Annotated in this window: 13 protein-coding genes; 5 read left to right on the top strand and 8 right to left on the bottom strand. The window is 52.7% G+C overall.

The window, feature by feature from the left end; genetic code table 11:
- Positions 1–10: 10 nt before the first annotated feature.
- From CIG75_RS05075 to CIG75_RS05065, 3 genes are all read right to left on the bottom strand, one after another.
- Positions 11–442 carry a hypothetical protein gene (locus tag CIG75_RS05075; RefSeq protein WP_094235672.1) on the bottom strand — a complete coding sequence of 144 codons (432 nt, stop codon included), beginning with the start codon at positions 440–442 and terminating at the stop codon, positions 11–13.
- A gap of 69 nt (positions 443–511) precedes the next feature.
- The gene (locus CIG75_RS05070; RefSeq protein ID WP_094235671.1) at positions 512–1249 is read right to left on the bottom strand and encodes a YidC/Oxa1 family membrane protein insertase; all 738 of its coding nucleotides are present in this window, start codon (positions 1247–1249) and stop codon (positions 512–514) included.
- 31 nt (positions 1250–1280) lie between these two features.
- Entirely contained in the window at positions 1281–1796 is a 516-nt protein-coding gene (locus CIG75_RS05065) for a DUF4178 domain-containing protein (protein WP_094235670.1), read from the bottom strand.
- Between the two features lie 198 nt (positions 1797–1994).
- Here CIG75_RS05065 and fabI point away from each other — a divergent pair, with 198 nt between their 5' ends.
- Positions 1995–2765: an enoyl-ACP reductase FabI gene (gene fabI / locus CIG75_RS05060; protein WP_094235669.1), complete on the top strand. Its 771-nt coding sequence runs from the start codon at positions 1995–1997 to the stop codon at positions 2763–2765.
- A 93-nt stretch (positions 2766–2858) separates the two neighbouring features.
- Here fabI and CIG75_RS05055 read toward each other — a convergent pair whose 3' ends face one another.
- On the bottom strand, positions 2859–3011 hold the full coding sequence (locus CIG75_RS05055) for a hypothetical protein (RefSeq protein WP_157729389.1): 153 nt from the start codon (positions 3009–3011) through the stop codon (positions 2859–2861).
- An 847-nt stretch (positions 3012–3858) separates the two neighbouring features.
- On the opposite strand from CIG75_RS05055, the gene CIG75_RS05050 reads away from it, so the two are divergent.
- From CIG75_RS05050 to CIG75_RS05040, 3 genes are read left to right on the top strand one after another with little or no spacing between them, the layout of a single operon-like run.
- Entirely contained in the window at positions 3859–4428 is a 570-nt protein-coding gene (locus CIG75_RS05050) for a flavoprotein (protein ID WP_157729388.1), read from the top strand.
- Positions 4421–5653: an MFS transporter gene (locus tag CIG75_RS05045; RefSeq protein WP_094235666.1), complete on the top strand. Its 1233-nt coding sequence runs from the start codon at positions 4421–4423 to the stop codon at positions 5651–5653. The genes CIG75_RS05050 and CIG75_RS05045 overlap by 8 nt, the downstream gene beginning before the upstream one ends.
- 12 nt (positions 5654–5665) lie before the next feature.
- A complete protein-coding gene (locus CIG75_RS05040) occupies positions 5666–7540 on the top strand; it encodes a tetratricopeptide repeat protein (protein WP_094235665.1) in 1875 nt (624 codons plus the stop codon).
- Positions 7541–7665: 125 nt separating this feature from the next.
- Here CIG75_RS05040 and CIG75_RS05035 read toward each other — a convergent pair whose 3' ends face one another.
- From CIG75_RS05035 to CIG75_RS05025, 3 genes are all read right to left on the bottom strand, one after another.
- A complete protein-coding gene (locus tag CIG75_RS05035) occupies positions 7666–9045 on the bottom strand; it encodes a sensor histidine kinase (RefSeq protein ID WP_094235664.1) in 1380 nt (459 codons plus the stop codon).
- A complete protein-coding gene (locus tag CIG75_RS05030) occupies positions 9042–9749 on the bottom strand; it encodes a response regulator transcription factor (protein ID WP_094235663.1) in 708 nt (235 codons plus the stop codon). Before CIG75_RS05030 ends, CIG75_RS05035 begins: the two co-directional genes overlap by 4 nt.
- Before the next feature lie 62 nt (positions 9750–9811).
- Positions 9812–10045 carry a hypothetical protein gene (locus CIG75_RS05025; protein WP_094235662.1) on the bottom strand — a complete coding sequence of 78 codons (234 nt, stop codon included), beginning with the start codon at positions 10043–10045 and terminating at the stop codon, positions 9812–9814.
- A gap of 160 nt (positions 10046–10205) precedes the next feature.
- Between CIG75_RS05025 and CIG75_RS05020 the strand changes: the two genes are divergently transcribed.
- The gene (locus CIG75_RS05020; protein ID WP_094235661.1) at positions 10206–11234 is read left to right on the top strand and encodes a glycosyltransferase; all 1029 of its coding nucleotides are present in this window, start codon (positions 10206–10208) and stop codon (positions 11232–11234) included.
- 36 nt (positions 11235–11270) lie between these two features.
- On the opposite strand, the gene CIG75_RS05015 is transcribed toward CIG75_RS05020, so the two are convergent.
- Positions 11271–12683 (bottom strand): tyrosine-protein kinase domain-containing protein, encoded by a 1413-nt coding sequence (locus CIG75_RS05015; RefSeq protein WP_094235660.1) that lies wholly within the window; start codon positions 12681–12683, stop codon positions 11271–11273.
- Positions 12684–12691 lie beyond the last annotated feature (8 nt).

Genomic DNA, 12691 nt, shown 5'->3' with positions numbered 1-12691 from the left:
ATCTCCTCGCTTATTGATGTTGCAGCATCAGAACGCGATACCCTTGCTCCCACCAGGCGGTGAGCACAGCAAGGCGCGCTCTGTTGTCAGCACTGCTTTCGATCTCTGCGCATTGCTCCTGCCGCTCGGCTAAGACATGCAAACAGTCTACAGGTGCCATCAAGAAATCGAAAAAGTTCTCAGCACAGTGCGATAAGCGAAGTTCGGTGCCGTCGAACACAAGCTCGCGGCCCCGCTCATAATCAAAAATGCCGCCTGCCACGCAGAACTCGCTGTCTTCTTCGGAGAGCAGTGCATTTTCTTTCAACGAGGGCAAGAGGCGCGGGTGCAAGCTCTGAATCGCTTTTTTCCAACGCTCACCTTCTGACCCGTCGAGGGGCAGATGCTCTGCGCCCAAGGTAAGCGGCTCATCTTGGATGATCGGGACGACTGTGTAATGCATCTCACCCACTCCTTTTTTCCTATTTAGTTCGAAAAAAACTTGATTGAACAAAAAGCGCAGCCTTGCGGGCTACGCTTTTTTTGTTTCGTCTTCTGTAGCTATGACTCCTCCCTGCCCAGACGAGAAAATCGCGTCCGGATCGAGGCGGAAGCGCTTGACAGCAAACGCGCTTCGCAAAAATGTGCGCTCAAGCATTCCCCAAAGCGCCGTGGTGCCCATGTACAAGGAGATCGCCACCGGCGCTTTCCAAAGCACGAACAACATCAGCGGCAGCATCATCAGCATCGGCGTCAGTTTTTTGAGCGCAGCCATCTGCTCAACCGCTTCCGGCTGGATCAGCGGCACCAAGGCACCACCTGCGGTGAACAGGGCAGCGATCATCGGGAGCACGTGTGTGGAGTCGTTGTGACCGAGCGCCGAAGCCCACGGGATCAGCACCGACGTGATGTCTGCTCCAAAGTGATAAAACAACGCATACACCGCAGCGAAGATCGGCATTTGCAAGATCGCCGTGCCGAGCGCGCCAAACGGGTTGAACTTGTGTTCCAAGGCGAGTCGGGTCGTCTCTTCGCGCAGTCGCTCCGGCTTATCGGCAAAACGCGTGCGCAACTCCTTGATCGCTTTAGAGAATTTGCGGTTTTTCCATGCGAACCGTGCTTGACGCACCGAAATGGGGAAAAAGACCAGTCGAACCAATAAGGTAAACAAAATGACAGCCAGTCCCCAGTCGTGAACAACTCCTTCGATCGTGTTCAAAACAGGATGTAGCAGCCCAGCTAGAAATTGTACAACGGCCCAGTTGCTCATCTATCTCCCTCTTCCTATCAGGTCTAGTTCGTTAGTTGTTGGCGAAGATCGTGATGTGGTCCGCTTTGATCGGGGCTCCGATGCGAAAGATCGTCTCTCCGTTTTGCCATTCGATTAACATTGCCTGCCCGCTATCGGCAACGTGCATCCACCAATGGACCGGATCGACCGTGTTAAATGCGCTTTGGCCGATCACGTTGACGTTCGACTCTCCGCGCACTTTTTCAAAATAGGACAACCCGTCGTAGATCATCTCGTAGTTGACCGCTTCAGGGTTGGCAAGACGAGCTTGAATCGTTTCATACAGGAAAGCTCGGATGACCTCTTTCGTCTCGACGAGCAAGAAGCACTTGCGGCCGGCATCGTTCAGCAGATACCCGATGCGTTGCTTGGAGCCGCCGCGATAGATCGTGATACCTGTCACCTCGTAATCGGTCAGGTCGATCGAAATGATATCGCCAACTTTTAGGTTGACCAATGTTCGTTGTTCCAAACCCTTCGGTTTGTCAGCGCCAAAAATTCCTTTTATCTTATCGAAAAATCCCATGGGGGTACTCTCCTTGTGTATGCTCGGTTGCTAAGCACCGCATCTAGTATACGAGCGAACGCGAGTAGAGTTTCACCCTTTCTCATTTTTACCTCGAGAAAAAAATGTTAGGAAAGCCAGGACTTGTCCTTTGCGGCAAAATCGTTCAATATAGTACTAGGTACTAAGAGTGTATTCTACTCACAAAGGAGATTGAATATGAACCAACTGTTAGCCGGTAAAAAGTTCTTGATCATGGGCGTTGCCAATGACCGCTCGATTGCTTGGGCGATCGCCAAAGCGCTGCACGAAGCGGGCGCAACCCTCGCATTCAGCTACCAAGGGGAGCGTTTGGAATCCCGTGTACAAAAGCTCGTGGAAACGACCATGCCGGGCTCGTCGTTGATTTCTGTCGATGTCACCCGCGACGAAGAAATCACCGCTGCGTTTGGTCAGCTCAAGGCAGAATGGGGCACGATGGATGGGGTCGTTCACTCCTTGGCGTACGCAAAAGCTGAGGATTTGGAAGGCAGCTTTGTCAACACGTCCCGCGAAGGCTTCTTGCTCGCACATGACATCTCGGCATATTCGCTGGTCACCATCGCCAAGGAAGCAAAAGAGATGATGACAGAAGGCGGCTCGATCATCACGATGACCTATATCGGTGGTGAGCGCATCGTCAGCAACTATAACGTGATGGGTGTGGCCAAAGCAGCGCTGGAACATAGCGTGCGCTACCTCGCCAATGACCTCGGTCCGCAGGGCATCCGCGTCAACGCGATCTCCGCAGGTCCGATCAACACGCTCGCTGCGCGCGGCGTGAAAAACTTCACGTCGATCCTCCCGCAAGTGGCAGAAAAATCCCCGCTGCGCCGCAACATCACGCAGGAAGAAGTCGCCAAGACCGCGCTGTTCCTCGCTTCCGACTTGGCCAGCGGCATCACCGGCGAAACGATTCACGTGGACGCTGGCTACCACATCATGGGCTAAACGATACCAACACGCAAAGCGGCTTGCAGAGTCTTACTCTGCAAGCCGCTTTTTATTTGCCAATTGACAGCTTGGACAGCGCGACGACATTGGTTACAACTTGATTCGGTCAGGGATCACGTGGGTCGCCGCCCGAATCCGAAACGCTTTTTCTGCGGGCTCGTAATCGATTTTCAATGGCTCATCGACAAAAAACCACGACCCGCGATCGACGACCACTTGGATGTTGTCACCTGCGTCGATCACTTCATCATCCGCTCTTGGCTCATCCAGAGCCAAATCATAAAAGGTTGTAGCGCTTCAGCCGCCTTCCGTTTCGATAAAAAAGCGCAAAGTCAGCGTCTCGCCTACAGTCTGGTAGATGTGCAGTGCTTCTTTAGCGCGGTCCGTTATGGAGATCACAGTTGCTTCCCCCTTGTTCAATTGAAATCGTGTGTCTTGCGGTAGTGCATTCGATCTGTACAAGATCTTTGCCTGTTCAAAGTACCAAAAAACTGCCGCCGATGGGAAGTTGCAGATTTTTTCAATTAATTTTGACTAATAGAAAGGAGTTCGAGTATCGAGTGTAGTATTTATATTTCAGAACAACCTTTATTAATTTAGAATCGGAGGTGAACAGACATGGAGCGCAACGTCAAAGTAGGCGATATCAACATCTACCTCTGCTAGTTTCAAACCAAAGCCCGGGTTTTCTTACCGGGCTCCATCATTTATTTTCAGATTTTTTCAATTTCAGGTAGGAATCATGTCCCCGCTTGTAGTATTCATTCATACAAGTGGTTGAATTAAATACATTCTTCTTTCGATATTTACGTTGGTGCGGAGGTGACAATATGAAAGATCCGGTATTCGTTTGCTAATTTCCTTTCCAACGAGAACTTCTAAACTACTGTAGGGAGGTGACAACCATGGCACAAACTTTCGAACCGATCTTCATCTGCTAGTTTCATTTTCATGATAACACTTGAGACGCATGGAGGTGACAGTCGTGAAAGATCAAGTCTGGGTTTGCTAATCACTGACTCATAACATGCATCTCAAAAGCCTGGATGGTTCCATCCGGGCTTTTCACTCATTTATGGAGGGGACTCACTTGGACATCAACAAAGTGCTCGTAGGCATTTCCGGGTCGATCGGCGCAGTAGAAATTCAAAACTATCTCACAGCTCTTCGCAGCACTTGGGGCGCAAGCGTACATGTCATTATGACCGAAAGTGCCGCCTCGATGCTCCAAAGCAGCACGGTCAACTATTTCATCGATGGAAATGTGTTTTTAAAATCGACCGACTCGACCGACCAATTTAAAATTCCGCACATTCATCTGACCGCTTGGGCCGACCTGATGGTGATTATCCCGGCCAGCGCCAACATCGTGGGCAAGGTAGCCAACGGCATTGCTGATGATCTGCTCTCCACCGCTGCGATGGCGGCGAAGTGTCCGGTCGTATTTTGCCCGAACATGAACGAACACATGCTCAATCGCCCTGCGATGCAGCGCAACTTGCGCCGACTTAAAGAGGACGGCTACCTGATCGTCGAACCAGGCGGAGAAGACGCGATCCAGCTCTCCACTGGACAAAGAGTGCAAGGTGCGATGCCTTCCTATAGCCAGTTTATCCCGCGTTTAGAAGAGATTTTAAGGGGGCAAGGGCTGTATGTCTAATCCGTTGACGCAGCCAACTCAACCACAGCCCAAACAAGCCTACCGTTTTTACTACCTGTTGTTCGGGTTGCTTTTTTCTCGTCTTGGCAACAACATCTACATGCTCGCACTTCCCTGGCTGGCCTATGATCTGACGGGGTCGTCGGTGCAGATGGGAGCGGTGTTCGCTTTTGAAACCTTGCCGTTCCTGCTATTGTTGCCGCTTGGTGGCGTGATCATCGACCGTTCTGATCGCCGTAAGATCATGATGGTCTGCGATATAGCTCGTATGTTATTGATCGTTTCGATTCCGTTGCTCTATTGGATGGATCTGCTGTCCATGCCTTATCTTTTCGCATTGTCCTTTGTGCTCTCTACGCTCTCCTTCTTTGTCGATATTTCCTTGTCTGCGGTCATCCCGAATCTGGTCGATAAGGATCAACTGATCAAATCGAATGGTCAACTGCAGTTGGTTGACAACACGATTCGCCTGCTCGGGCCGATCCTCGCCGGTGCTCTGCTCGCAGCGATCGGCACGTCGCTTTCCATCTTCATCTGCGCTTTCAGTTACTTGGTGATGGCGCTCTGCGTCTTCCTGATCGGATCGATTCCAAAGCCGGATCTGTCTGGCCAAGAACCGAAAACGATCTGGCAGGATATGAAATCAGGGTTTGCGTACGGATGGAACCGCATCGACCTGCGGGCGATCGGCGCGATCTCGATGTTCTGCAATTTTGGGCTCGGGCTGGTCATGTCAACGCTGGTCTTCTACCTGCGCGACACGTTGGGCGCGGATGAATATCGAGTCGGTCTGGTGTTCTCCTCGGTCGGCATTTTCGGTATCCTCGGCGCCTTGATCAGCCAACCGCTGACCAAGCGCTTTCGTCGCGGCCAGCTGCTCAGCACGCTGATGACCTTTGGCGGCTTGATCGGCGGCGGTCTGATCGCTTTGGTACCGCACTGGATCGCGACCGGGCTTGGTCTGGGCGTACTGCTCGGCAGCGTGGTGGTGATGAACGTGATTTTGAACGCCTACAAGCAAGGCAACATCGATAACCAGATGTTCGGCCGCGTGGAAGGTGCGATCACCTCGATCTCCAACTGCTGCATTCCACTGGCCGGTATGGTCGGCGGGGTCACCATCGGCATGGCCAGCGGTTCGGTGATCACCTATCTGCTGGCAACCGCCATGATCGTCGCATCCGGGTTGATTTCCTTTTTCACGCCATTACGTAAAATCGCTTAGGAGGTTCGTTGCATGAACTTGATGCTGGATCAAATCATCGCCACCGAAGTTTCGACCGCCGTGAGCGATGTGCTCGCAGGCAAGCCCTCCGGTAAGACCATCTGGATCGATAACGGAGATCCGGCCGATCTCGATGAGACATTTGCCTCGTTTGCAGGCGTGGACGGTTATTTTTACCGCACTACGCTCACGCTGCTCGACCGCACGATTTTCGGCACGATCAAAGAACTGCTGTTGCTAACGAAGCCACTCTGGTCGCAATGGGAATGGATTCGGCGCGACTACTACCACGAAATGAACGGTCTGTTTCCAGGCAGTTACGAAGGCTTGCCCGATGTTTACCAAGTCACGTACTCGTGGTCTGAACTTCGCTTGAATCGCGACATTCAATGGGGCTACCGCATCATGCATTTCGCAGCGCACGTGCTCAAAGAAGTAGCACAGCACAAACCGCTGGTGATCGCCCTGCACGACATTCAGCATGCTGACCGCCTGTCCTTGCAGACGATCTATCACCTGCTGCACAATCTGAAGGCGGAGCGAGTCGTTCTCGTTATGCAAAAGCGCCCCTATGACACGGTGGGCCGTCAGATCACGTCCGACAACGGTCAAGCGATTGAAAAATTGCTCGGGGTTATCGCCGATGCTTTGAAGCCGTTGCATTTGATCGGCTCGAAAAGCGATGGACCAGATCTGGCTCCCTCCTCACAAGCAGGAGAGCAGACGGTCGATTCGATCCGCGAGGTGGTCGAACAGATGCGCCGCGGTGAGTGGGATACGGAGAAATATAAGGATCAACTTGCCTCTACGATGCTCTATTATAACTTGGACGCAGTGCTAACCCTTGGCGATGAAATGCTCGCTCATCTGCCAGTGCTCCCCGCCGAAGAGGAACGAGCGATCCGCTTTCACATCTGGCGCCAAAAAGGGGTGGCCTTGGCATTTATGGAAATGTACCCAGAGGCGATCCACGCTTTCACCCTGATGAACGACTATGCGGGCCATCTGTCGGAGAGCACGAAAGCGTATCATCTGCTCGCCCTCTGCTATGGCAAGCGCGTCGGGCGCTGGGACATCGCCAAACAGTTCCTGCACGAGGGAATCCGCATGACCGAAGGGCACTCCGATTTTGACACCGTCTACGAGCGCTGCTGGCTGTTCAACTTCCTCGCCTATGTCACCTACCTGCACGACCGCAACATTCCGCTTGCGCTCGAATACGCCAACACAGCCTACGAGGGCATCAAGCCGTTCTCGCACATGGCAAAAGGCGAAAATGTCATGGAAGAACTGGAAGACCCGAAAGTGCCGCTGCGCCTGTTTTACAACCTGTCGATCAACATTTCGTACCTGCACTACTTCGGCAAGGATTACGACAGTGCGATCGAACTCTGGCAAAACACGGTCGGTGACTCGGTCAAAAACATTCCAGATGTCTACAAAAAGGAATTTTTCTACTTCGAAGGCAACATCTTAAACCGCATGGGCAAGAAAGAGGAATCGTTGGCCTCCTTCGAGCGGACGTACAAGATTGCAATGCTGAACGCCGACTCCTTCAATGCGGAGATTAGCGTTCGACCGCTGGCCGTCACCTACTTCCAGTTGGAGCGCTTCGATCAAGCGTTGCAATGGTACGAGCGTTCCCTTTCCTTAAAACGCGAATTGGGTGACAATCGCCTGACCAACACCTACATGTCGATCATTCTCTGCCACCTGAAGCTCGGCAACGACGAGCAGGCGCAAAGCGTCTTCCATGAGGCACAGGAACTGTTGCCGCCACGCTTCGCTGAACTGTTTGTCAAAGGCGAAGTGGTCGCACATGCCAACGAATACTTGGACTACGGTTCGTACATTTTGAACCAGTCGATCTCGCAGATGATCATCTAATGCAAAAAGAGCACGCTGCCATCAGGGCCAGCGTGCTCTTTCTTTTCATTTACCTTTGCCAACCGCCATCTTGTCCGACCTTGCGCCTCGAGGCAAACATTTCATGAAACAGGATCGGTCCGATTTCAGGAAAGTGGCAATTCGATGTGAAATTCAGCCCCGCCCTGCGGATGATTGGCGGCGCGGATCGTACCGTTTGATTTTTCGACGATCGCTTTGACGATCGCCAGGCCAAGCCCCGTCTCGCCTTTGACTCCTGTGGAAAAGCGCTCAAAGATCGTCTCAAACGACCCGCGATAACCTTCCCCATCGTCTCGGATCGTGATCGACAGCATGCCAGCTTTTTTCGCCAGTCTGACATCGACTTGCGAGCGGGCATGACGAATGCCATTGGATAGCAAGTTGAGCATCGCCTGCATCAGTTTGTCACGGTCAGCTTTGATCTGATAGACACCGTAGCCGTGCAGTTGCAGTTCGACACCTTTTTGCAGAGCGAGTGAACGGACGCGGGTCAGAGAGTCTTCGACAAACTCTGTGCATTCAAACTCGCTGGGATGGTAGATCGCTTCCATCGTCTCCAGCTTCGAGAGGTAGATCAGCTCATCGACCACCCCTTTTAAGCGCGTAGACTCCTGCGCGATCACTTCCAGCCCAACCGATGCTTCTTCGCCTTGGAAAATTCCGTCTTTGATCCCTTCCGCATAACCTTGAATCGCCATCAGCGGCGTTTTCAATTCATGGGACGCATTTTGCAAAAAGCGGCGTTGGGCGAGGTCGTAGCTTTTCAACTCTGCTACCATCGAAGCGAAGGTACGAGAGACCTCTTCGATTTCATCCCCGGTGCGCACGATCTGCGGCGGGGTAAAATCACGCTTGGCCAACCTGCGCATCTGCTCACCAAGCACGCTCACCGGCTTGGTCAGTGACCGCGACAGTATGACTCCCAGCAACACGACCACCACCGAAGTCAGCACAAAACCGATCAAAAGCAGGCGCAGCATGTCTTTGATCACGCTACTGACGATTTCGTGCGGGGCGAGCAGAACGAGCGCATAGTCTTTCAATTCGTTCATTCGCGTCGCATAGATCAGGTACTCATGATCGGCGACCGTGACACGGTCGGTTAGCGATTCCTGATCTTTTAACCCCTCAAGCGGGTACTGAAATTTATCTCCGCGCTTCATTCCATCGAGATTGGTCGTCATCACCGTATGACCACCTTCGATGCGGGCGATCACATAGGAGGCTGTAGTGGTGCGTGAGGCGAGGGATAGCTTGATCTTGCGCTTCATCCGATCGGTCATGCTCCCATCGCTAAACGGCAAGTCTTCCTCTTCTAACATTTCCAAAAAATTATGCCCGCCCGTGATCAATGAATCGATCGCCTGCTTGGTCACCGCCTTGTTGACCAGCGCGTAAAACATTCCGCCGGAGATCGCCAGCGCCACGACGACAAGCAGGAGATAGGAGAGGATCAATTTGGTTCGAATGCTCCACTGTTTCATGCTTCGACCTTGTAACCGTATCCCCAAACGGTGGTGATTTCCAATTGCGACCCGGCTCCTTTTAGCTTCTTACGCAATCGTTTGACAAGGTCATCGATCGCTCGCTCATCACCGAGATAATCGAATCCCCAGATTTGGGTCAACAGCTGCTCGCGGGTGAACGCTTTGTTAAGATGTCCGACGAAAAAGTGCAAAAGGTCGAACTCTTTTGCTGTCAACTCCATATCCACCTCTTGGCAGATCACTTTGCGCTCTTCCGGAAACAGGGCGATATCTTTGAGACGCAACCCTCCTGCCGCTTCCGATTCGCTCGGCAGATTGACTGCCAGTCCGGCATAATAGCGGCGAAACACCGTCTTGACCCGGGCGACCAGCTCACGCGGCGAAAACGGTTTGGACAGATAATCGTCGCTGCCTAGTTCGAGACCGACGATCCGATCCACTTCATCATCTTTGGCTGAGACCATGATGATTGGGAGCTGGCTCTTGGCACGCAACGTGCGACAGACTTCAAAGCCGTCAATTCCCGGCATCATCAGGTCTAAAATCACCATGTCGGGCTCCTCGTCAGCGACCGCAGTCAACAATTGCTCTCCGTTTACAAACTGCTTGACTTTGTACCCTTCCGCTTCCAAATAACGCGTGATGATCAGACGGATGTTCGGATCATCATCCACCACGAAAATCCGTTTCGCCTCCTCCATGCCCGTCACCTCTCATTATGTATAACACAGGGAACCCAGGCATTGCCCAGGTCCCCTGCTGTCTATGCTTCTTCGATTTGATCGAACACACCCATGCTGCGCAGCACTCGTTTGCGAACCATGAACCCGATCCCTGCCATCAGCACCGCCGCGAGCAACAAAAGACCGGCGAGTCCATAATGGAACTGCGAGAACGTGATCCCGACCAACGCGAACGTGGCCATGATGAGCAAAACATAGATGAAAAAGAACACCTGTACCTTTTTTGGCATCGGTGATTTGAACCACAGCGACATCTCTCTCACCTCATTCGCACGCAAAGAAATTCTGTTTTTATCATAACACAAGTTCGTGTAAATTCGCCGCAAAACGAAAAAAATGTAGTTCAGGTGACAGTAGCGAATCAAGAGTCAGGGTAAAGTAATAGGAATAGCGTATGAGAAAGGACCGATCCTCATGAACATCCTGATCGTTCTCCCGCCCAACCAGCCTTCAGGCGGCAATTGGACTTATTCAGGGCGTCTGCAACGAAACTTGCGCCCGCACGGTATCAACATCACGATCAAACCTCTCGATCAAGTGTCCGACCCGGATTTTTCGGCGGCTGACATCATACACGCCTACAATGCCTACGTCACCGGACGCCACATTGTCAAGGATGCCAAGCGTCACAACAAACCGCTGGTGCTGACGATGACTGGCACCGATGTCAACGAACACCTCGGGCATCCTGACACGTCCGCCACGATGAGCGAAGCGGTCGATTATTCATCGGCGATCGTCTTTTTGACCCTCGATGCCAAAGATCGTCTCGCCATCATCCGTCCAAAAGCGGCAGACAAGTCTTACGTGATCAACCTTGGGATCGACCTACCGCAGGGAGCAGGCAAAACGCGTGCCGATTTCGACATAGCGGATGACGATTTTCTGTTCCTGCTCGTCGCAGGTCTGCGCCCGGTAAAGCGTCCGCTCGATGCGTTCGAACCGTTGAAGCGCGTGCATGAGCAACATCCGCAGGTGCGCTTCGTGCTGGTCGGCCCGGTGCTCGATGATCATGTGGGCGCCGAAGTTGAGGCCGCATTTGCGGACAGCCCGTTTGCCCGCTATCTCGGTTCGGTGCCTTATGAAGAAATCGCCGATCTGTACCGCGTAGCCGACGTGGTGATGAACACCTCGTCCTCCGAGGGACTCTCCCATGCCCTGCTCGAAGCGATGTCGATCGGAAAAGCGGTGCTCGCCTCAGACGTGCCAGGCAACCGCGACCTGATCACCGACGGTGAAAATGGCTTCCTCTATGATGACGAAGCAGCGTTGACTGAAAAGGCCAGCCTGCTCGTGACCGATCCGCTCGTGGTGGAAAAACTGAGCCAAGGGGCACTGAAGACTATCGCCACACATTTCTCGTTGGAGCGTGAACGCGATACATTTTTGGAGATGTACCGCTCGATCAGACAATGCTCGCCATGTAGTAGCCAAACACCATAGACAGCAGAAAGGGACTCGCGATGCGAGTCCCTTTTGTTATGCCCGATTCAGTTCAATGTCCTTTTGCAACACTCGTTCTAAGAGGAACGGTGGACGACCCGGTTTGCCTTCATTTTTATTGAGAACAGCGCCGAGGATTTTGGCATCGCTTTGCCGCAATCCAGCTACGGCGACAGCACCTTCCTCCCGGGCGACTTTGCCGCTGCGGAAGACGAAGAGCACACCGTCAGCACTTTTGGCCAGTGTATTTGGCAACAGGGAGGAGCTGATCGCACCACTGTCGATCAGAATGATGTCATAGCGCTCGCGAAGGTCTGGCAGCATATGATCGAGTCCACCTTCGGCAAACTTGCGCAGGGCGCCAAGCGACGCTTTGCCGAGCGGCAACACATCGAGCCCTGCAATCACCGATGGGCGAATCGCTTGGTCAGCCGTGACCGTCCCCAGCAGGAGATCGCACAGCCCTTCCTCTCCCTCGCCCGGCATGATGCCATGCAAGGTCGGATGTTCCGCATTCGCGTCGATCATCAGCACCCCATGACCGTTTTGGGCCATCAAGATGCCCAGATGGGTCAAGATCGTCGATTTCCCTTCCTGTTCATGCGTTGAGGTGACCACGATCGTCCGCACATCCTCCATCGTCAGCACCGGTAACAGATTGCGATAGAGATGCAGATAACTTTCCACGACGCGGCGGTTGCGCTTGGTCGGCTCCATTTTCAAGAGCGACAGGTCACTCGTCGAATCGGCGTTCTTCCGCAAGCGGAACCAGCGCCGTTTCGGCTTCCACGTCCCGAGCTCTCCGATCGTAGCCAAGCCCGTCTCAAATTTGATCTCTTCTCGGCTTTTAATCGTCGAATCCAAATATTCGCGCAGACCGAACGCTCCGACCGCAGCCATCGTCGAAAGAATCAGCGCGATGGCGACATTCATCGTGATGTTGGGCGACACTTTTGATGATTTATCCATTGTGGCTCGGTCGATCATCACCACATTGTCCACTTGCATCAACTGGCCGACTTTTAAGGTAAACACACCCGCCAATTCGTTAGCGATTTTGATCGCCTCTTCTTGGTTCGGATAGTTGACGGTGATCGTAAAGACGGATGAGTCTGCGTTATTGACCACTTTGACCAACTTGCCCAATTCCTCCGGTTTTAATTGCAGGCTGAGCTTCGCGATCACCTCTTGCAACACCAGATGGCTTTTGATGATCTCGTTATATGTTTTGATCACTTTTTGGTTGGTCAACACTTCATTGAGCAAGTATTCGCTCGAGATTGTCGGGTCGGTGTTGACCAACAGCGATGCGGTCGCTTTGTACGTCGGCGTCACCACGAACACGCTCAAATAGGTGGAAGTGCCGACTGCAAAAGCGACGATCAGGATCAAGAGCCCGATGCGCTTCTTGACTGCCGTGAAATATTTTCTCCACAAATAGCCTAACATGTCGGTTC

Source organism: Tumebacillus algifaecis (assembly GCF_002243515.1).
Lineage (GTDB): Bacteria > Bacillota > Bacilli > Tumebacillales > Tumebacillaceae > Tumebacillus_A > Tumebacillus_A algifaecis.
The sequence above is the reverse complement of the archived record's forward strand: the minus strand, read 5'-3'. Positions and strand labels throughout refer to the sequence as shown.